Annotated in this window: 17 protein-coding genes; 10 read left to right on the top strand and 7 right to left on the bottom strand. The window is 34.1% G+C overall.

All coding sequences use genetic code 11. From position 1 onward, the window contains the following. Positions 1 to 160: 160 nt before the first annotated feature. Positions 161 to 934: a TlpA disulfide reductase family protein gene (locus QE431_RS14785; protein ID WP_307297259.1), complete on the top strand. Its 774-nt coding sequence runs from the start codon at positions 161 to 163 to the stop codon at positions 932 to 934. Positions 935 to 1,062: 128 nt separating this feature from the next. After that, the gene (locus tag QE431_RS14780; protein WP_307297257.1) at positions 1,063 to 2,682 is read left to right on the top strand and encodes an ABC-F family ATP-binding cassette domain-containing protein; all 1,620 of its coding nucleotides are present in this window, start codon (positions 1,063 to 1,065) and stop codon (positions 2,680 to 2,682) included. Between the two features lie 217 nt (positions 2,683 to 2,899). Here QE431_RS14780 and QE431_RS14775 read toward each other — a convergent pair whose 3' ends face one another. From QE431_RS14775 to QE431_RS14765, 3 genes are all read right to left on the bottom strand, one after another. Beyond that, entirely contained in the window at positions 2,900 to 3,073 is a 174-nt protein-coding gene (locus QE431_RS14775) for a hypothetical protein (RefSeq protein WP_166669280.1), read from the bottom strand. A gap of 352 nt (positions 3,074 to 3,425) precedes the next feature. Further along, a complete protein-coding gene (locus tag QE431_RS14770) occupies positions 3,426 to 3,659 on the bottom strand; it encodes a type II toxin-antitoxin system ParD family antitoxin (protein WP_307297252.1) in 234 nt (77 codons plus the stop codon). A 47-nt stretch (positions 3,660 to 3,706) separates the two neighbouring features. Continuing rightward, positions 3,707 to 4,300, bottom strand: a complete 594-nt coding sequence (locus QE431_RS14765) for a dihydrofolate reductase family protein (RefSeq protein ID WP_307297249.1) — start codon at positions 4,298 to 4,300, stop codon at positions 3,707 to 3,709. A gap of 252 nt (positions 4,301 to 4,552) precedes the next feature. Between QE431_RS14765 and pyrR the strand changes: the two genes are divergently transcribed. From pyrR to QE431_RS14735, 6 genes are all read left to right on the top strand, one after another. Beyond that, the gene (gene pyrR / locus QE431_RS14760) at positions 4,553 to 5,092 is read left to right on the top strand and encodes a bifunctional pyr operon transcriptional regulator/uracil phosphoribosyltransferase PyrR (protein WP_057116460.1); all 540 of its coding nucleotides are present in this window, start codon (positions 4,553 to 4,555) and stop codon (positions 5,090 to 5,092) included. A gap of 106 nt (positions 5,093 to 5,198) precedes the next feature. Continuing rightward, complete coding sequence (locus QE431_RS14755) at positions 5,199 to 6,125, top strand: aspartate carbamoyltransferase catalytic subunit (protein ID WP_029273654.1); 927 nt, start codon at positions 5,199 to 5,201, stop codon at positions 6,123 to 6,125. A 257-nt stretch (positions 6,126 to 6,382) separates the two neighbouring features. Beyond that, entirely contained in the window at positions 6,383 to 6,715 is a 333-nt protein-coding gene (locus tag QE431_RS14750) for a ribonuclease Z (protein ID WP_307297203.1), read from the top strand. Between the two features lie 105 nt (positions 6,716 to 6,820). Next, entirely contained in the window at positions 6,821 to 7,726 is a 906-nt protein-coding gene (locus QE431_RS14745) for a ribonuclease Z (RefSeq protein ID WP_057116458.1), read from the top strand. A gap of 209 nt (positions 7,727 to 7,935) precedes the next feature. Then, entirely contained in the window at positions 7,936 to 8,580 is a 645-nt protein-coding gene (gene pdxH / locus QE431_RS14740) for a pyridoxamine 5'-phosphate oxidase (protein ID WP_134140149.1), read from the top strand. A gap of 174 nt (positions 8,581 to 8,754) precedes the next feature. After that, positions 8,755 to 9,258: a CAP domain-containing protein gene (locus tag QE431_RS14735; protein WP_307297199.1), complete on the top strand. Its 504-nt coding sequence runs from the start codon at positions 8,755 to 8,757 to the stop codon at positions 9,256 to 9,258. A 121-nt stretch (positions 9,259 to 9,379) separates the two neighbouring features. Here QE431_RS14735 and QE431_RS14730 read toward each other — a convergent pair whose 3' ends face one another. From QE431_RS14730 to QE431_RS14715, 4 genes are all read right to left on the bottom strand, one after another. Further along, positions 9,380 to 11,323, bottom strand: coding sequence for an OmpA family protein (locus tag QE431_RS14730; RefSeq protein WP_307297197.1), 1,944 nt, complete (start codon positions 11,321 to 11,323; stop codon positions 9,380 to 9,382). 13 nt (positions 11,324 to 11,336) lie between these two features. After that, positions 11,337 to 12,248, bottom strand: coding sequence for a type IX secretion system membrane protein PorP/SprF (locus QE431_RS14725; RefSeq protein ID WP_307297195.1), 912 nt, complete (start codon positions 12,246 to 12,248; stop codon positions 11,337 to 11,339). 67 nt (positions 12,249 to 12,315) lie between these two features. After that, positions 12,316 to 18,609 (bottom strand): gliding motility-associated C-terminal domain-containing protein, encoded by a 6,294-nt coding sequence (locus tag QE431_RS14720; protein WP_307297193.1) that lies wholly within the window; start codon positions 18,607 to 18,609, stop codon positions 12,316 to 12,318. Positions 18,610 to 18,624: 15 nt separating this feature from the next. Further along, complete coding sequence (locus QE431_RS14715; protein ID WP_307297191.1) at positions 18,625 to 19,074, bottom strand: hypothetical protein; 450 nt, start codon at positions 19,072 to 19,074, stop codon at positions 18,625 to 18,627. Positions 19,075 to 19,674: 600 nt separating this feature from the next. Between QE431_RS14715 and QE431_RS14710 the strand changes: the two genes are divergently transcribed. Next, positions 19,675 to 20,160: a histidine phosphatase family protein gene (locus tag QE431_RS14710; RefSeq protein WP_134140156.1), complete on the top strand. Its 486-nt coding sequence runs from the start codon at positions 19,675 to 19,677 to the stop codon at positions 20,158 to 20,160. Positions 20,161 to 20,165: 5 nt separating this feature from the next. Continuing rightward, the gene (gene ppk1 / locus QE431_RS14705; RefSeq protein WP_057116450.1) at positions 20,166 to 22,244 is read left to right on the top strand and encodes a polyphosphate kinase 1; all 2,079 of its coding nucleotides are present in this window, start codon (positions 20,166 to 20,168) and stop codon (positions 22,242 to 22,244) included. The last annotated feature ends 30 nt before the right edge of the window (positions 22,245 to 22,274 follow it).

Raw genomic sequence — 22,274 nt, 5'->3', positions numbered from 1 at the left:
CAAAAAAGAATGACAATCTGTTTAATTTTATTTTTTACACAGTGAAATTGTCAAAATTAGCCAAGCTGTCATTTGTAGTTGTAAAAAAGTAAAAGTTTTGTTCTAAAAACTCCATAGATTTTTAAGTACTTTTGAATCTCATTATATCTGATTAAAACTCATGCATAAATTCATTTACATAAATACTTTTCTTTTAATTCTTAATTTCTGTTCGGCCCAAAACAAATTCGGAAATCCTGAAGTTGATCCCATTCAAATTCAGAAAAATTATACGGAATGGTCGGTTTATCAGAATAAAAAAATAATGCTTTCGCGAGATTTTACAGCTCTTGATTCTTCTTCTAAAGAAATTTCGAAAGAGGCTTTTTTGGATCAATTAGCAAATGGAAATTTTATTCCAATTCGGTTAAAATCAGATAACTCTACATACTATTATAAGTTGTTCAAAATTCTGCCAAAGACAGATACAAGCATAAAAGCGACAATCAATCAGATTGGTTTTGACTCTTACAAAAATTATAAAATGGAAGGAACTGTTTTTCCGAAATTCTCCTTTAAGGATTTAAATGGAAATTTAGTGACCAACGAATCCATGAAAGGAAAAATTATCGTGATAAAATGCTGGTACATTCATTGTACACCTTGTATAAAAGAATTTCCGCAAGTCAATAAATTGGTTGAAGAATACAAAGATCGAAAAGATATTGTTTTTATGAGTTTAGCCGAAGATTCACCAGAACAATTAAAAACATTTTTGGCTAGAAAACCATTGTCATATTCGGTAATTCCAGATATGAAAGAATATATGAATGAATCTTTGCAGTTGAATTCATTTCCAACACATTTTATTCTTAATAAAGAAGGTTTAATTTCTAAAGTCCTTCCGAATTTTGAAAGTCTGGAAGTTGCGCTGGCGAAGGAAAGTAAATTGTAAAAGCTTAGAAGTTAGAAGTTTTTAGGGTAATCATTTCATATTTTACAATTTACATTTCACATTCCGACATCTTTGCAACTCTGAACCTTTTTCCGTACTTTTGCACCAAATTAATTAAAAAGACATTCATGTTAACAGTCAATAATTTATCAGTTCAATTTGGCAAACGAATTTTGTTTGACGAAGTAAATACCACTTTCACTCACGGAAATATTTACGGCGTTATTGGAGCCAATGGTGCTGGAAAATCAACTTTCTTAAAAGTTATTTCGGGTGATATCGATCCGACTTCTGGGCACATTCATTTAGAGCCGGGAAAACGTATGTCGGTTTTAAACCAAAATCACAACATGTTCGACGAACATACTGTTTTGGAAACCGTTTTAATGGGGAATAAAGTTTTGTATGCTGTTAAAAAAGAAATGGATGAACTTTATTTAGATTATAACGATGCCAATGCCGACAGAATAGGGGAGCTTCAGGTTCAGTTTGAAGAAATGAACGGATGGAACGCAGATTCTGATGCAGCTGCGATGTTGTCTAACTTAGGTATCACAGAAGCAGATCATTATACTTTAATGGGCGATATGGAAGGAAAAATGAAAGTTCGTGTGCTTTTGGCGCAGGCGCTTTTCGGAAATCCCGATTTGCTTATAATGGATGAGCCTACCAACGATTTGGATTTCGAGACAATCGCTTGGTTAGAAAACTTCTTGGCAAACTACGAAAACACTGTAATCGTTGTATCTCACGACCGTCACTTTTTAGATGCGGTTTGTACACATATTTCTGATATTGATTTCGGAAAAATTAATCACTACTCAGGAAACTATACATTCTGGTACGAGTCTAGCCAATTAGCGGCAAAACAACGTGCACAGCAGAACAAAAAAGCAGAAGAGAAGAAACAAGAGTTGGAAGAATTTATTCGTCGTTTTAGTGCAAACGTTGCGAAATCTAAACAAGCAACTTCTCGTAAAAAAATGATTTCTAAATTGAATATTTCTGAAATCAAACCATCAAGCCGTCGTTACCCTGCCATTATTTTCGATCAGGATCGTGAGGCTGGAGATCAGATTTTGAATGTAGAACATTTATCTGCATCTGTAGATGGGGAAGTTTTATTTAAAGATGTTCATTTGAATATGGCAAAAGGCGATAAAATCGTTCTTTTCTCTAAAGATTCACGTGCTACAACAGCTTTCTACGAAATCTTAAACGGTGAACAAAAAGCAGATTCTGGAACTTTTGACTGGGGAATTACAACCAACCAAGCTTATTTACAAGCTGAAAACCATAAGTTCTTCGAAAATGATTTGACTTTAGTAGATTGGTTACGCCAATACGCTAAAACAGAGGAAGAGCGTGATGAGGTATTCATTCGTGGTTTCTTAGGAAAAATGATTTTCTCTGGAGAAGAAGCTTTAAAAACGTCTAGAGTTTTATCTGGAGGAGAAAAAGTGCGTTGTATGCTTTCTAGAATGATGATGGAGCGTGCTAACGTTTTAATGCTGGACGAGCCAACAAATCACTTAGATTTGGAATCTATTACAGCTTTTAACAACTCGCTGAAAAACTTTAAAGGTTCTGTAATTTTCACCACTCATGACCACGAGTTTGCACAGACTGTTGGTAACAGAATCGTAGAGTTGACACCAAACGGAGTAATTGACCGTTACATGACATTTGACGAATATCTTGATGATGAAAAAATTCAAGAACAAAGAAAGAAGATGTACAATCTTTAATTTTTTAAATTCCAATAATGAAAATCCCAATTCCAATTTTGGGAGCTTTGATAAAAGATAAATTATAAAGTTGATTAGCGCATTTTTGTCATTTCGATCGAAGGGAGAAATCTTCATGAGAAGCTCCGCAAAGATTGACTTTATTCTACACTCATAAAAAAATCCTAAACTCCAAGTTTAATTTGGAATTTGGGATTTTTTAATTTTTTATTTGTGTCTATTTACGTCCGAACATTTTAGCGAAAATCCAAATAATAATCGCAACAATGAAAATTACGATAAATATTCCGAATCCCATTCCGGCTTTAAAAATGTCTCCTACTAGTTCGCAGCTTGTAAATGAAAATAGTATAACGAATACCATTAACAATCTTAGTATTTTATTTTGCATGATGTTGAGTTTTTAAATTCATAAATAAAATTACTTCAACATTCAGGAAAATGTTTTATACAATTTTTGGAAAAAGTTTTAGGATTTGGATTCAGATTATTTCCTTAAATGCCTCTCGATATTCATCATTTGATGTAAAATTCGAATGATTTATAACTGGTTTTCTTTTATGTTGATCTTATAGAATATTAAATTTGATTTTACTTTACTTCTAAAATAAACTTTTCTAATATGATTTACATCATTTCCAGAATTTTTCTAAATCATAAGATGCTTCGGTACTAATCTTATAATTCATTATCTGAATATTTTTTATCGAGATTGTTTAAAAAAGAAAGACGATCGAAATCTTTTACAAAATCAGATTTCTCTCCTTTTTTAATTCCTTAATTAAGTCAGTTTTTTTTGTTTCTTCTTCTTCAAACATTCTCAATGCTGTACGAACAACTTCGCTGGCAGATGAGAATCGTCCAGTTTTAATTTGTGAACTTATAAAGTTATCAAAATAATCCCCTAATAATATTGATGTATTCTTTGGCATAACTAAAATTTTATCAAAAACACCAAGAATTGGTATTCTTTCCAAAAAAGATTGTATTTGTTTTTCTTTAGAGATAAGATTATCAATATCTTTTATTCTCCAATAATCCCTGTTTTAACTTCGGCAGCTCGCTTATAGCTTACAGCAATTACCCCACTTGGCGTAACTGTACTTTCAACTAATTTAAATCCTGCCGGAGTTGAACTTTCATTAAATAATTTTTTTCCTTTACCTAAAATTATGGGATGAATTTTTAGAGCCAATTCATCAACTAAATCATGTTGAAGTAAAAGCTGAACAAGTGTTGCGCTTCCCCAGACTTTAATGTCGCCGCCTTCAGAGTTTTTAAGTTTTTTGATATCTTCTATAGAGGAAAGAAATTCGGAGTTTTGCCAATCAGAGTTTTTTCTGGTAGAAGATAAAACGTATTTGGTAACTTCGTTAATTCTCGGCCAGCCTTCTGCGTGTTTTGGCCAATAATCCTCGAAAATATCAAATGTTTTTCTGCCCAAGAGAATGTCCGCAGGAGCCATTTGTTTCTGCGTAACTTTTCCGTATTCTTCATCACCAAATGGAGCAACCCAGCCTCCGTATTCAAAACCTCCTGATGTGTCTTCTTCAGGTGCGCCCGGTGCCTGCATTACGCCATCGATTGTAATCATTGATATGACGATTATTTTTCTCATGATGTTTAATATTTCAGTGTTTATCAAATATAAGAAAAATCATGGAAATCTTAATTTTTCAAAAAAAGGGTCATCGGCTCGATTAGTATTGTAGGAGTGGATTTTAATATAGCTAAAAAATAAAAGAAGTATTAGATTCAATTATTGAAAGTTTTGACAAACGTAATTTCAAAAAATAATATTTGTCTTTAGATTTCCCCAACAAATAAAATCAGATTCCGTATATTTGCAAACCAAACATTACAATTACTTATGAGCCAAAAAGTATTACTTAATTCAAAAGAAGTTACTATCATACTCCATCGTTTGGCTTGTCAGTTAATCGAAAAACATCTTGATTTCTCCGATACTATTTTAGTGGGAATTCAGCCAAGAGGTGTTTTTTTAGCTGAACGTTTAAAACAAATATTAGAAGACGAATACAAGGTTCCTGAAATTTCTTTGGGATATCTAGACATCACTTTTTTTAGAGATGATTTCCGTCGTACTGATAAACCACTTGAAGCCAATAAAACGCAAATCAATTTTATAGTCGAAGACAAAAAAGTCATTTTTATTGATGATGTATTGTTTACGGGGCGAAGCATTCGTTCTGCATTAACCGCGATTCAATCTTTTGGAAGACCTTCAGAAATTGAATTACTGGTATTAATTGACAGACGCTTCAGCCGTAATTTACCAATTCAACCCGATTATAGAGGCCGTCAGGTAGATGCTATTAATGGCGAAAAAGTAAAAGTGAGCTGGAAAGAAAATGATGGTGAAGATGTTGTTCACTTAGTAACGAATTAGTTTAATCGGTTAACCGGTTAATTGTTTAATCGGCAGAAAGACCGATTAAACGATTTGAAAAAAAAACGATTAAACAATTCAAAGAATAAACAAATAAATAATAAAAATGAAAGAATTAAGCGTAAATCATTTATTAGGAATCAAATATATCAACGAAAATGATATTAACCTGATTTTTGAAACGGCAGATCATTTTAAAGAAGTCATTAACCGACCAATTAAAAAAGTTCCTTCATTACGAGATATTACAATTGCCAATATTTTCTTCGAAAACAGTACCAGAACCAAACTTTCCTTTGAATTAGCGCAGAAACGTCTTTCTGCAGATGTTATCAGTTTTTCTGCAGCGCAGTCATCGGTTAAAAAAGGAGAAACTTTGATTGATACTGTAAATAATATCCTTTCGATGAAAGTTGATATGGTTGTAATGCGCCACTCCAATCCCGGAGCGGCTTATTTTTTATCTAAAAATGTCAAAGCCAGTATCGTAAACGCTGGAGACGGTGCGCACGAACATCCAACACAGGCTTTATTGGACAGTTATTCTATTAGAGAAAAATTAGGTGATGTTGCCGGAAAAAAAGTAGTTATCGTTGGAGATATTCTGCATTCGAGAGTTGCTTTATCCAACATATATGCTTTGCAGATGCAGGGCGCAGAAGTAAAAGTTTGCGGACCAAAAACACTGATTCCGAGATATATTGAATCTCTTGGTGTTACGGTTGAACCGAATCTAAGAAAAGCTTTAGAATGGTGCGATGTTGCCAATATGCTTAGAGTGCAAAACGAACGTATGGATGTAAATTTTTTTCCATCAACACGCGAATATGCACAGCAATACGGAGTTGATAAACCGCTTTTGGATTCTCTCGGAAAAGAAATCGTAATCATGCACCCAGGACCAATTAACAGAGGAGTAGAGATTACATCTGAAGTTGCAGATTCTGATCATTCTGTTATCTTAAATCAGGTAGAAAATGGTGTTGCGATTAGAATGGCGGTTATTTATTTACTGGCTTCTAAGATTCAGTAGCTTTTAGTCGCAGTTTTCAGTCTCAGTAACAGTTTTTTGATCGCGTTTTTCAGTTTTGAAAGAATGTCCACTGAGCAATCCCGAGGCTTCGGGAGAGTGCTTTTTTAATACTAAACGTGGCTTCTGCCGAAGCCTCGGGATCGCTCAGCCTGACAAACTTGAAATCTGGAACCTAAAACTTGAAACAAAAAAATAAAAAAACTTCGTACCTTAGCTCTTAGAAAATCAATTTTTATATAAGCCCCACAAATTAAAAAATGAAAGTAGATCAAAAAGGACATACCGTTACTATTAAAGATACACAAGGAGATGTAAATGCTTTCTTGGAAAAAGTTACGCAGCAGTTTAAAACCTTTGAAAAACAAAATATTATAATCGATTTATCATCAGATTCTAAGCTGTCAGAAAATGATTTAAAAGCTTTTTTACCGCTTTCTAAAGCTCACAAAAAAGCAAAAAAATCTTTCGTCATTGTAGCTTCTGATCTTGATTTTAATGCTATTTCAGATAAATTGGTTGTAGTTCCTTCTCTTTTGGAAGCACATGATATTATCGAAATGGAAGAAATCGAAAGAGACTTAGGATTTTAGATTTCAGATTTTAGACTTTAGATTTTAGATTGTTACTAAATCTAAAATGCTTTTATCAATTCTAAAATATTTCATCAATCTAAAATCTAAAATCAACAATCTAAAATGAAGTTGACTATACTTGGCTGTTATGCCGCAACTCCCAGAACGCTTACCAACCCAACTTCGCAGGTTTTAGAAATTAAAAGCCGATTATTTTTAATTGATTGTGGAGAGGGAACTCAGGTTCAGCTTCGAAAAAATAAGATTAAATTCTCAAAGATTAATCACATTTTTATTTCGCATCTTCATGGAGATCATCTTTATGGATTGATCGGTACGATTTCGACTTTTTCCCTTTTAGGAAGAACAACCGATTTGCATATTTATGGCCCAAAAGGAATTAAAGAACTTATTCTGCTTCAATTAAAATTGACAGAATCATGGACAACTTACAGCCTGTTTTTTCATGAATTGGAATCAAAAGAAAGTGAAGTAATTTTTGAAGATAACAAAGTTATTGTCAAAACAATTCCATTAAAACACCGCGTTTATACAAACGGATTTTTATTTCAAGAAAAACCAGCTGAGCGCAAGCTGAATGTTGAAGCTGTTCAGCATTACGATGTTCATATTGCTTATTATCAAAAGATAAAAAACGGCGGCAATGTTACTCTGGATGACGGAACTGTAATTGAAAATGAAAAACTGAGTTTTGATCCCGAACCGCCAAAAAGCTATGCCTTTTGTTCAGACACAGTTTATAACGAAGATGTGATTCCGATTATCAAGGATACAGATGTCTTATATCATGAATCTACATTTTTAGAATCTGAAGCGCGTTTAGCATTAAAAACATTGCATTCCACGGCAAAAGAAGCGGCTAGAATTGCTTTAAAAGCCAATGTGAAATATTTGGTTTTAGGTCATTATTCAACACGATATGACGAAATTGAACGTTTTAAAGAAGAAGCTAAAACCGTTTTTCCTAATGTACTTTTGGGTGATGATGGGGTGAGTTTTGAATTTTGATCTAAGATTCTAAGGGGCTGAGGTACTAAGATACTAAGTTTAGGAACGCGAACAAGGGCTTTCACCATGAGCGATTCCGAGGCTCCGGGAAAAGGGCTTTTGCAGCACTAGAGGCTTCTCCCGAAGCTTCGGGATCGCTCAGCTGACAAACTTGAAACTAGAAACAAAAAAATCTAAAATCTGCAATCTAATATCTAAAATATAAAATCATGAATGATTTAAGTAATTATAGAAGATCCTACGAAAAAAGCGAATTACTGGAAACTAACATTCCTGAAGATCCTATTAATTTATTTAATAGATGGTTTCATGAAGCAGAAGATTTCGGAGGAAGTGGAGAAGTAAATGCCATGACAGTTTCGACAATTGGTTTGGACGGATTTCCAAAATCGCGTGTTGTTTTGTTAAAGAAATTCTCTGAAGAAGGATTTATATTTTATACCAATTATAATTCTGAAAAAGGAAAAGCGATAGAAGCGAACCCAAATGTTTGTTTGTCTTTTTTCTGGCAGGAAATGGAACGTCAGGTAATCATAAAAGGAATTGCACAAAAAACTTCTGAGATTATTTCTGATAATTATTTTGATTCCCGCCCAGAAGGAAGTAAACTTGGTGCAATTGTTTCTAATCAAAGTGAAGTGATTCCGTCCAGAACTTTCTTAGAAGAAAACTTGAAAAAACTAGAATCAGAATTTGAAGGAAAATCAATTCCCCGACCAGATAATTGGGGTGGTTATTTAGTTACTCCACTGCAAGTTGAATTTTGGCAAGGAAGAGCTAATAGGCTTCATGACAGAATACGCTATACAAGTCAATCTGATTTTACGTGGAAGATTGATCGACTTTCTTCTTAATTTGTAAGTTTTTTATAGGTAAAAGAAAAAAACACATGTAGTTCATCGATTAATTTTGTAGTTTAACGGTAAATTGAATATGTTTGGTACAGAAAATCAGACGATAATTATTCAAAAATAAATTTAAAGGATTTGCCCCAACATTTACTTTAAACCGCTAAAATGCTGTTGATTATGAAAAAGATTATGCGCATCATGTTGTTCATTGCGATTCTAATCGCAATGAACTCATGTTCTGCTGAGACTGCCGAAGGAAGCGTGGATAATACTCCTGTCGAAACGCTTGTTGCCAATTATACTTACAACGATACAGAAATACAAACCATGAAGCTAATAAACGAATACCGTGTGAGTATTGGTTTAAATGCTTTGGAACGCATTAATCATATATCTTATATATGTGAAGAGCATAATAAATATATGATTGAAAATAATGTTGTAGACCATAATGATTTTACTGAAAGATCTAAAAATCTCACAGATGTTTTGGGAGCTAAAAAAGTTGGTGAGAACGTTGCCTACAACTATAAAACTCCCGAAGCAGCTTTGAGAGCCTGGTTGGACAGCCCTGGTCACAAAGAGAATATCGAAGGTGATTATACGCACTTCGGATTATCTGTAACGACAGACGCTGCTACAGGAAAAAAATATTACACTAACATTTTTGTTAAGATTTAAATCGAATATTGAACAGGTTGGTTTTTTAGAGGTCGTTGTAATTCTTTGAATTGCAACGACTTTTTACATTGAAAAAGGCCGTCTTGTACAGACAGCCTTTTTAAAATGAAATGATCAATTTTTATAAAGCAGTAATAATAAATTCACTTCTTCTATTGGCTTGATGTTCTTCTTCGGTACATTTTACACCGTCAGCACATTGATTGACAAGCTGTGTTTCGCCATATCCTTTGCCGGTTAATCGGTTTGGGGCTACGCCATTTTTAATCAGCCATTTTATAGTTGATTTTGCTCTTCTTTCAGATAAAACTTCATTATATTGATGTGTTGCTCTGCTATCTGTATGCGAACGAATATCGAGTTTCATTGTTGGGTTATCGTTTAAAACAACCAATATTTTTTCTAAATCTAAAGCAGCTTCTGTTCTTATATTGTATTTATTCAAATCGAAATAAATCATTTTAATTCCAAAACATTTTCCGAGGTCATCTCCAACAGTAACTTTGCAGGTTGATTTTTCTAATGCAATTGGTAAAGTTGTTTTACCGCTTGTTTTGGCAATAGTAACATTAACTTCTTTTGTGGTGTATTCTGGCTTTTCTGCTCTTACATTATAGGTTTTGCCGCATTCTACAGGAAAAGAATATTTTCCTGAACCGTCAGAAACAGTAGAGTTTTTAACTGCCATTTGATTGTCGTATAAAGTAATTATTGCTCCAGGCAGAATTGCTCCTGTTTCGGCATCTGTTATTATGCCTTCCAGTTCTTGAATGCATTTTAGTTTTTTGGTTTCTAAGAATTTATAAATATCATCAGAACCTTGTCCACCGTCTTTATTAGAGCTAAAATATCCTCTTCTGGAAACTGGATCAATGATATAGGCAAAATCATCATTAGGGGAATTCACATCTCCTCCGACATTTTGAATATTAGTGATTGTACCATTTTCTTCGATATTAGCAACAAAAACATCTAAACCACCTAAACCGGGATGCCCATCTGATGAAAAGTAGATTTCATTTTCATTTGTAATAAAAGGATAAGTTTCTTTTCCTTCAGTATTGATTGTTGTTCCAAGGTTTTCTGGAGTTCCGTATCCGCCATTAGAATTGATGCTCACTTTATACAAGTCTGATTGTCCTACTGAACCGGGCATATCTGATGAAAAATATAATGTTTTCTCATCTGGACTTAAAGCTGGATGTCCAGCGCTGTAGTTATCGCTGTTAAAAGGAAGTTCGGCAATATTGGTCCATTTGTTATTACTGTCCAATTCAGCTTTATAGATTTTGATTAGCGTAATCTTATTATCGTCTTTTCCTTTTTTTCCATTGATGTAGTTATTTCTAGTAAAATAAACTGTTTTTCCGTCTTTGGTAAAAACTGGAGAAGCTTCATGGAATTTTGTATTTATAGCAGATTTAAACTTATTTACTTTTGCAGCTTTTCCTGTTTCAGGATTAAGATCTGCATTGTAAATATTCGTAAAATATTCTCCTGTCCATTTGTGTTTACGCTGTGAAAAATTTCCTGTATCTCTTGCTGAGGCAAAATAGATTTTATTATCGTAAACAAAAGATCCGTAATCTGAATATTTACTGTTTATTCCAGCATCTTCAATTTTATATCTTCCAGAATTTGCTTTAATTTCATCGAGATAATTGACATCATTCTTATAAAGTTTGGCTCTGGTATCGTTTTTTGATTGAGTATTAAATTCATCAAAAATTTTATTTGCCTTAGCAATATCTCCAGTAGACTTTAAAGATTGGGCGTATCGATAATAATACTCTGGTTCAACAACACTATTCATGGCAAATAACTCACCATACCATTTGGCAGCCCCTTCAAAATCAGAATTAAAATAATAAGAGTTGCCTAATTTTTTAAACATGTCTTCAGATTTATAACCCTTATTGGCTACTTTTTCATAAGTTCTTATGGCATCAACGTAGGCGTAATTATCGTATTTTTTGTCTCCAGAATTTATTTTTGACTGCTGTGCATAACTGCTAAATGAAAAAGCACTTATGATTGTGAAGAAATATAGTGTATAGTTTTTCATAATACTTTTTTTTTTAGAAGAAACGAGGAGTTGTCATTTTACCATTGTTTTTAAAGAATTCAAAGCGCAGGAAAATTTCATGTGAGCCAGAATTGTAATTTCTTAATCGGGTCGTTTCATTATCATAGGCATAACCAAGATATAGTCCGTCTGTGAGTTGAAATCCTGCCATTGCACTTACAGCAGCATCCCATCTGTAAGCAACACCCAAGGTGAGTTTTTCAAAGAAAAAAAAGTTAGCAGACACATCAACTTGAAGTGGTGCGCCTTCGACCATTTTAGTTAAAACTGCAGGTTTGAATTTTACTTCTTGAGAAAAATCAAAAATATAACCTCCCATTAAATAGTAATTTATTTTGTCTTTGTAAATGGCAACATCATTGTCGTCGTAACGATTGGTTTGTATAAAATTTGGAACAGATAATCCGATGTAAGCGTTATCAGAATGCCAATAAATACCTGCACCAATATTGGGCGAAAAATCATTGTTCAGATTCTGAAATTGTGGATCTCCTTGTGTTTCTAGATTTAGTTTTGTTACGTCAAGATTAAAGATATCGGCTGTACCTTTTATACCAAAAGAGAGTTTCCAAGTTTCTGAGGTTGGAACTGTATAAGACAGATCTACAGAAAATTGATTCTCGTTTGTTGGACCAATTTTGTCGTTTACCAAAGACACTCCAAGTCCGACATTACTATTATTAATTGGGGTATTTACTGAAATTGTATTGGTTTTTGGAGCTCCATCAAGTCCCACCCATTGATCACGATGCAGCGCAAAAATGCTTAATGCACCACGAGAACCAGCATAAGCAGGATTGATATTTATGGTATTGTACATATATTGAGTAAACTGCGCATCTTGTTGTGCATGCCCCATATAGGTAACTAACAGAATGACGAAGAAAAATAATTTTGTTCTCATAGTAGATATATTATTTAATGTTACTAATGATTTAAAAAATCAATTAGTTGTTTTATTCAAAATTGGATTATTTCGATAGATATAAATACCCGTCTAGTTTGTTATCTTGAATAGTGTTGTTTCCATCGACAGACTTATAATTAATGATATAAAAATAAGTACCAGTTGGGAGTCCATCAGATTGCTTTACAGTTGTTCTTCCTCTTGAGTTACCGTCAAATGCATTTGTTGTATTGTTATAATTTTTGGTTTCAAAAACTAGAATTCCCCAGCGGTTATATATTTCAACTGTATTTTCTGGATAACAAGTTAAATCTTCAATATTGTCAATTTTGAAAATATCGTTCGTTCCGTCGCCATTTGGAGAAAAGGCATTATGAGGTAAAACATTGCCACAGGCTAATACTTTACAATCATCGTTTACTTCCATATCTAGGACAATGCTTCTTGGACATTTTTCATCTGCTATTATATACTCAAAAGAATAATTACCAAGCGCTAAACCAAAAGGATTAAATACACTTCCCTGAAGGCTATTCGTATTATTTCTATCAATCCAAGAACCAGTAGTCGGACTGCCTTCTGGCAGTAAAGTTGTTAAGTTAATCAGGGTTGAATCATCAGTACAAGCTGTACTTTTAATTTCTGTAATTCCGTTTGGAACTACGGTAATAGTGACAATCGCAGTATCACAATTCTCAGCACTCAATTTGTCACAAATTCTATAGCTATAAGTGTAAGTTCCTGCTGGTGTCAAACTAGAAACGGTTACATTTCCAGAAGCGTCAATTGTAATGTTTGGATCTGTTTTAGTATTATTTTCGTTAATAAGTGTAAAGTTTACTAGTTGCAGCGTTGCAGGATTTAGCCCTTTGAAATCATTACTTAAAACATTGCCGACAAGTCCAAAAGTATTACATCCGATATTGTTGTAACTATCATCATTAGCCACAACTGGAGTAGGCGGAGCAGGAGTATCTAGAATTATGATAGTTACAATAGCTGTATCACAGTTTCCGAAATCGGCTTTCTCACAAATCTGATAAGTCAATATGTAAGTACCGGCAGGTACATTGGCAGCAACGTCTACCGATCCGTTTGGATTTAATGTTAAAACTCCTTTAGGATCTGGCGTTACAATTGTTAATGTTAGATCATTAATATTTGCAGCATTATTGTTTAATGTATCGTTAGTAAGAACATTTACAATATTGGTAACTGCTCCAGGTCCTGTAATTGGTGCTGGATTATCGTCATTAGCATTAATTGTAAATGTTGGTCTGGCAGTACAATACGGATCTGCTGGTGGATAATTAACAGTAATAGTTTCGGTTGGATTTAAAGATATTATCAGATTAGCTGCTGGACGTAATTTTTCAAATCCATCAGGACCTTGGATCCAAGTATTATTTTCAAAAATCCATCCCGGCCAGTCAATTCCTTTTCCAGTTCCGTCGACAACAGCTCCAGGCCATAATACACGACCATTTAAGGGTAAATCGGTCATTGTTGTAATAATAGTATTGCTACTGTCTGCCCAAGCAATTGTTAATCCGTTCACAGGAGTGAAGTTTATAGGAGTAACTACATAATCAATGTAAGGAACGTCGTTGATACAAATAGGTGTTGCAGTAACCGTCATTTTTGGTGTTTCAATTGTAATTGTAACAGTTGCAGTATCACAGTTATCTGTTTGGCCTGCTTCACAAATTTGATATACTAATGTTAATGTTCCTGCCGGCGCATTTGGTAATACATCTACAGAGCCATTAGGATTTAATTGTAAATAATTATTTGGTGTTACGGTTGTCAGTATTACATCGGTTGGCGTTACTGGGATACCTTCAAGAGTATCGTTTGAAAACACATTCAAAACATTTGTGGTACTATGATTTACACCGGCAACTGGTCCAGCAGTATCATCATTCGCTACAATGACTTTTATAACTTTACAATTTACACTAAAGGTCTGAACCAATTTAGTGATGTTTCCAGCGCAATCTGTTAAGGTGTAAGTTCTCGTTACGATAGAAACATTTCCGTCGCACTCAGTACTGGTATCTGCTACAGTTATATTTACTGTAGGACTGCAATTATCAGCAGCATCTTTTATGTCTGTTGGACTTCCGACAGGAATCAAATCTATACTGGCTAAATTATTTACATTCGCAGGAGCTGTTCCAGTCGGAGCCGTTTTATCTCTTACAGTAAGAATTTGAGTATATGATGCTGTGTTTCCACTACAATCACTCGTTTTCCATGTGCGGGTTAAAGTGTAGTTAGAAGCACATCCATTTTGAATATCCGATTTTGTTTCGGAGAATACAATTGGCAAATCTCCATTGCAATTATCTGAAGCATGCATTTCAGCTGGTTCAGGAACTGCGTCACAAGATGCTTCGATATCCAAAGGAAGAGTACCTGTAAATATTGGTGCAGTTGTATCTTGAATAGTAATCACCTGCGTGAAAGTATCAGAAGTATTTCCGCAGTCATCTTTCACAGTCCAAGTATTGGTATAAGTTCCAGCATTTGCACAATTTGCAGAAGCTATAAACTGACCACTTACTTTTACAATATTGGTTACATCAGCGTCACAAGTATCAGAAGCTGTTGGAAATAAAGCCTGTGCAGCTGTTAAAGCTGCTGCATCACTGCACTCAATAGTTTGATCTAAAGTTCCCGCTTGAATTGTCCAAGTTGGCGCCGTATTATCTTGTACCATTATAGTTTGGCTAACAGGAAGCGAAATGTTTCCACAAGTATCTTTTGCGGTCCAAGTTCTTGTAGTTGTATACGATCCAGCACAATTTCCTGGCGTAATAGTATCAACGTAGGTTAATAAAGAAATAGTTCCATTAGTATCAGAAGCAGTTGCTTGTTCAAAAACAGGCGCTGCTGGACAATAAATTGTAGTAGTCTGTGGTAACGGATTTATAATTGGTATAACTGAATCTCCATCAATAATTGTAAATGATTCCGAAAGCTGGCATCCATTTGCATCTGTGATAACAACGCTATAGTTTCCAGCAGTAAGACCAATTGCCGAAGCAGTTGTCTGCACAGGAGTTGTATTCCAAGTATAAGTATATCCAGAAGTTCCGCCAGAAACCGTTACGGTAGCAGAACCGTTATTACCGCCTCCACAAGTAACATCAGTTTGTGTTTTTACTGCACTTAATGCATTTTGTGGCTGCGAAATTGTTACAGTATTAGACTGAGAAGAACAAGAATCTGTTACTGTTAAAGTATAAGTTCCCGCAGGCAGATTTGAAACAGAAGCTGTACTTCCTACTTCAACATTTGCACTGTTTTTCCAGGAATACGTTACTGTTCCCACAGCATTTGTAATTGTTCCTGCAGTTACAGATCCAGTACTTTCACCAAAACATACAACATCTGTTTTAGAAGAAATTCCCAAAGTTAAAGCAGCGATTGGCTGATCGATTGTAACCGAATTAGATTGAGAAGAACAAGAATCGGTTACCGTTAAAGTATAAGTTCCCGCAGGCAGATTTGAAACAGAAGCTGTACTTCCTACTTCAACATTTGCGCTGTTTTTCCAAGAATAAGTTAGTGTTCCCACAGCATTTGTAATTGTTCCTGCAGTTACAGATCCAGTACTTTCACCAAAACATAAAACATCTGTTTTTGAAGAAACTGCAAGGGCTAAAGGTGCATTGGGTTGTAAAATGCTAATTGTTATTGTTCCTTGGCAGCCATTGGCATCAGTTGCTGTAACCTCATAAACTCCAAATCCCAAATTATTTAAAGTTTGAGAAGTGCCAGCATAGGCAGAACCGTTCTTTTTCCATGAATAACTGTATGGAGCAACTCCTCCAGAAGCATTATTTACAGTAATTGACCCAGTAGTTTCATTAAAACATTTTACGTCTGTATGTGAAGCAGTTAATTCTGTAACTATAACCGTGCTTTTGGTAATTACGACTGGTTTTATATCGTAACAATTAGAAGTATTTGTTCCTTTGATATAATAAGTTCCAGAAACAGCAGTACTAAAATTGGCATACGGAAGAGTCGCAGCAGCATCAGTCCAATACGTATAAGTCAAACCTGATGTGCTGCCAGCAGTAATATTTGCAGCGGTTAAATCTACTGTAGCTGCTGGTGCACAAATAGGAAGTGGATTGGTTATAGTTATTGTTGGTTTTGAATTTATATTGACTACAATTGCTTTTTTAGGACCAATACAAGCATTAGTTTTTCCTTCTGCAACATAATAAGTAAATTGTCCTGCAACAGCAGTAGAAGGTGTTAATGTCTGCTGGCCTGTTGAAGTGGCAGTTTGGTAATAGTATAATGTATACTCGGGTTTGCTTGGTACCGCAGTTAAAGGAAGCGCATTATCGCCAATACAATAGTTTACGGGATCTATAACAGTTGGCATTGTTGTAATGCTTTCAACTTTTATCGTAAATTGAAAGTAACATCCGGCAGCAGCTCCGGGAGGAATTGCATAATAAGTTGATGTTCCCACGGTAGCAGGGAAAGGGTTGTTAATTGTATATTGGGTTGTTGTTCCCGCTACTACTGGGTATGCATTGTAAAATGTGGAACCAGAAGGAAACGAACCCGTTACATCTGTAATTGGAATTGAGGATGCATTATTACAAAAAGTAAAAGAAATAGTTGGTGAAGTAGCCTGACAATTCACATTTGTATAATTTGAAGAATCTATAGTGGTTTGAAGCGGTGCAGATATAGTAGTTCCTGTACAGCTTCCAGAGGTTGTATAACCTAAAATTAAAGGTTTGTCGGTTACTGTTACAGTCGAATTTACACCTTGTCCGCTTAACGAGCCGTTTACTTGAATTACATTACTGCAGTTTGAGTTTTTAAGCAAAGCACAGTTTTCTGTAGATTTTAATTGGAATGTCAGCTCAGCCAAAACAGTATTTGGATCAGATGGTAAAGGTAATGTGCCAATGTTCCAGACAATAGATCCGTTGGCGCCAATTGTAGGTTCGTAAGTAAGCAAATTTGGCGAAGGAGCTGGAGTGAAATTCACTGTTTTAGCTAAACTTCCGCTAACAAATGTGGCATTGTACGGAATTGGAATAACAATCTTGCTGTTTTGAATCGCTTCAGAACCTCTATTTTTTATTTGTATTTTATAGCCAAGTTCTTGACCTGGCAAAACAGTGTAAGGACCAGCACCAGCAGAACTTCCGTTAATAGTTGTAGCTGTAAGAACACCTTCAATTTCTGGTACGTATGCATCAATTGCCATTACGATCGAGAAAATCGTATAGGTGTCAACCGTAGATCCATATTTAAAAGTCGTAGACGTCTGATTGTTTCCAATAATATCTTTGTTACTGTTTGGAAGTTTAAACATGCTGATATCAAGTCCCGAATTATTAACCAAATTCGGATTTCGGTTGTTTCCACCAGTGCTAATAGAAGAATTAAAAAAGTTATTGGCAGAATTTCCAGTTCGGCTTAAGCTTAAATAATTGTTGGTATTTAATTTTTGAATCTGAAAGTAATCACCCTCATAGTTCACATCACCTTCGCCGGCCATAACTCCAAGTTTAACATCGACTGGCCCAGATGTTACAGAGTTAAAGCCCGAAACAGGAAAACTATGTTCTGCGGTTATGTTATTTTGCACAAAAGCGTGTCCGTCAAAAACAGTAATATCTCTGTTTTTCATGTTAGAATTTTCATAAACCACGACCAAACCCCATCCCGCATATTTTCCTATCGCGCCTCCGTCAGCACCTTCAGTTGCCGCGATGTTGGCCGCAAAATATTCACCAATTCCGTTTGTTCTAACATAATCCGTAACCTCCGCGTAAGCAGTAAACATATTGTTATCTGCATTTGTCGGAAAATAAATATCTGTCGCCGTAAATTCATCATAAGTACTGTCATTAGGCCCTTTAAACAGAATTTTTCTTTTATCTAAAGTTTTAGTCACGCCATTTTTAGTCACATTAAAAGAGTTTGGACTGTAAGCCGCATCAGAAACTCTCCCAGTCCAGTACAATCCAGCATAAACAATATTATAGCAGTTCGTTAATTTTACTCCGCTGTCATTTAGCAAATCCAAAGTTGCCGCAGAAGAGTTAACAGTTTGATTGTTATTATCCTTATCTACATATACCATCGGGAAAGGTCCGTTGGTTTCACCAGCGTCGTAATTCTGCATAGTTAGATTAGTGTTTCCAATCATCGTAAAATCTCCTTTAATTTTATAAATCGTTTTGGTAGGAGAATAAGAAGATGTTCTTTCTTTAAACGGTTTAATAACCTGCGCATTTGCTTCAGTAATACCAATGATAAGCATCAACAAGAAATAAAAAACCGCAAAATATTGAGAGTAGATTTTTTTCATAATAGTAGTTTTAAATTATCCGCCTATAGAAATTTTATACAGAAGAACATATTTTGAAGTATCATTTTTTATCAAATTATTGATAACAGAAGGATTAGTCCCAATTCCTGAAATGATGAAAATGTATTTTAATTTTTCGAAAGCGGAGAAAGAATTCAGATCGATGGATTGGTTTAAATCTGTCATTTTTTCAATTTTAATCGATACAATTTCGATGTCACTTTTTGTAGCAATAGAAGAATTAAGACTATTAACCGAACTAATATCTGTGAACAAAGCAGTAGGCTGGTCGCCGTAAACATTTATATCTCCAGAAGAAACATAAACAGCTGATTGTAAATCGTAAAGAAGATGTTTGAGATCACTAAGCTTAGAATCCTGTCCCGAATTTTCTAAGTTGGTTAAGTACGAATCCACATTTTCACTTTGAGCAAATGAAAAAGTTGTTGTTAAAAAAAACAGCACGAAAAAAATGTTTTTTTGAAAGATGTTCTTTTTGAACGAAAAAATAAACTTACAATTGTAAACAAATTTTACTGCTTTTTCAAGAGTAGATTTAGTTCTCATAACTTAAGACTTTGTTTTGAAGTATTTATAAAATTTTAACAGAATCAAAGTTATAGGGTCTATTTATTTTTGATTTTTTTTGTCTGTAACTAACCTAAAAACTCGTTGAAATGTATTTTTTGTATATAAAACAGCGTCAAAAAGCATTTTTTTTAACACAAAAAAGCCAAATTTTTAATACATTTTTTTTGCTTTTTTGTTGAAAACAGAGCGTTTTTAAATATTGTAAGTTGTTAAAAATCAAATATTTAGTTAAAATTTTGAAAATTTAAAGAATATCGACTAAATACTCATTTTATAGATGAAGTACATAAAAAAGAAAAATCTGCGTTTTATGTTATACTTAAAAGTTAACGATTAATAAACTATTCATTCTTGTTAAATTTTGGATATAATGTTAACACAAATAAAAAAAAGAAAAGGTTTAAAATATCTTTTGTAAATTAGAACTTAATTAAAAATATAAGTCTGCAAGTCAGGTTTTTAAATTTATTGTTTATGAAAAATCTTATTTTAATACGTCATGCTAAATCAAGTTGGGAAGCACCATTAAAAGATTTCGATCGTCCGTTAATGAAAAGAGGAATCTTAGACGCGCATGATGTGTCATTAAATATCTCAGATTACCTTCCTAAAACCTATATAATTTGGAGCAGTACTGCAGCAAGAGCTTCAGAAACGGCTTTAATATTTGCACAAAACATTTCTTACCCTATAGAAAGCATCGTTTATAAGGATGACCTTTATACTTTTGATGACAAACAACTCGAAAAAGTTATCAAATCGTGTGATAATAGTTTTGAAAGCGTTATTCTTTTCGGACATAACGAGGCTATTACAAATTTTGTTAATAAATTTGGGGATGTTTTTATAGAAAATGTTCCAACATCTGGCTTTGTCTCATTGCAATTTGATGCCGACAGCTGGAACACAATCGATAAAGGCAAAACACATAAAACTATTTTCCCCAAAGATTTAAAATAATTACAGTGTACGAACAGAAATATATCGATAGAGAAAAAAGCTGGTTAGCGTTTAATGCAAGAGTGCTTCAAGAAGCAGCAGACAACACGGTTCCACTTTTAGACAGACTGCGTTTTGTTGGAATTTTTTCAAACAATTTAGATGAATTCTTTAGAGTTCGGTATGCAGCCATTCGTAGATTAAGTCTCTCTGGAATTTCTGGCGAAAAATATTTGGGAGGTATTTCTGCCCATCAATTAATTAAAGATATTACAGAAATCGTAATTCAGCAGCAGTCTGAAAGTTTACGTATTTTAGGAAATATCGAAGCAGAGCTTGAATCTGAAAACATTTTTATTATCAACGAAGATCAGATCACGCCAAAGCAGGAATGCTTTTTAAAAGATTTTTTCACCCAAAAATTAAGTCCAGAATTAGTAACAATTATTCTGAATGATTTGGCTGTTTTTCCAGTATTAAAAGATACTTTAGGCTATTTGGCAGTACGTTTGGAATTGAAAAATGATGAGGTTCGATATGCTTTAATCGAAATTCCGAAAAACATAAACAGGTTTGTCGTTCTTCCTTCAGAAGATGAAAAACAATATGTAATTCTAATCGATGATGTTATACGTTTTAAACTAAAAAACATCTTCAATATATTTGATTATAAGACTGTTTCGGCGCATATGATCAAAATTACTCGTGATGCGCAATTGGATATTGATAGTGATTTGAGTAAAAGTATGCTCGAAAAAATTGCTACATCTGTAAAAGACCGCCGAATAGGAGAACCCGTTCGTTTTATTTATGATAGTTTAATTGAAGAAGATACGCTGCGTTTCTTCTTAGATAAAATGAAAATCGTCGAAACAGATAGTATTATTCCAGGAGGAAGATACCACAACCGACGTGATTATATGAGTTTTCCAAATTTAGGACGTTACGATTTATTGTATAAACCAAACGAGCCGCTTCCTGTTCCAGGTTTAAGTTTAGAAGGAAGTATTTTGGAAAAAATCAGTAAAAAAGATTATTTGGTACATGCACCATATCAGTCTTTTTCTTATTTGACAAAGTTTTTGCGTGAAGCTGCTTTAGATCCTAAAGTTACAAGTATCAAAATTACTTTATACCGTTTAGCAAAAAATTCACAGATTATCAGTTCGCTGATTAATGCCGCTAAGAATGGAAAAAGAGTAGTGGTTCAAATCGAGCTTCAAGCACGTTTTGATGAAGCTTCGAATATTTCCTATGCAGAACAAATGCAGACAGAAGGTATCGAACTGATTTTTGGAATGAAAGGTCTTAAAGTACACAGTAAAATATGTGTTATCGAAAGAACAGAAGAAGATAAAAACCGACGTTACGGATTTATTTCAACTGGAAATTTCAACGAATCGACCGCAAAAATTTATACCGATGTTACGCTTCTTACCTGCCATCAGGGAATTTTGAAGGATACATCAAAAATATTTGAATTTTTTGACATCAATTATAGAGTTCACAGATACAAACATTTAATTGTGTCGCCGCATTATACCAGAACAAAATTTATAAAACTAATTGATCGTGAAATTCTTCATGCCTTAGCGGGTAGAAAGACACATATTAAATTAAAAATGAATAGTTTATCCGATTTTAAAATGATCGATAAATTATACGAAGCCAGTAATGCCGGTGTGAAAATTCAGCTTCAAGTGAGAGGAATTTGTTCTTTAATTCCTGGAATTCCGGGAATGAGCGAAAACATCGAAGCCATAAGTATCGTTGATAATTATTTGGAACATTCAAGAGTTTATATTTTTGGAAATGCAGGTTTAACAGAAGTGTACATTTCATCTGCCGATTTTATGACCAGAAATCTTGACGGAAGAGTCGAAGTAACCTGTCCGATTTATGACCTTGAAATTAAAAAAGAATTGATAGATAATTTCAACATTGCCTGGAAAGGAAACGTAAAAGTGAGATATCATTCTTATAAATTAGATAATAAATATAAGCCTAAAAACCATCATGCCCCATTTAGAGCACAATTTGAGACCTATAAGTATTATCAGAATAAAATAGCAATGCTGGATGAGGTCCCTCAAAAAGTAAATTAATAATAAAACAATTTCAAATCATATAGTGAG

The sequence above is a fragment of the Flavobacterium sp. SORGH_AS_0622 genome, from assembly GCF_030818825.1.
In the GTDB taxonomy this organism is placed as follows: domain Bacteria; phylum Bacteroidota; class Bacteroidia; order Flavobacteriales; family Flavobacteriaceae; genus Flavobacterium.
Note: the sequence above shows the minus strand (reverse complement) of the source record. Positions and strands in the feature narration are given on the sequence as shown.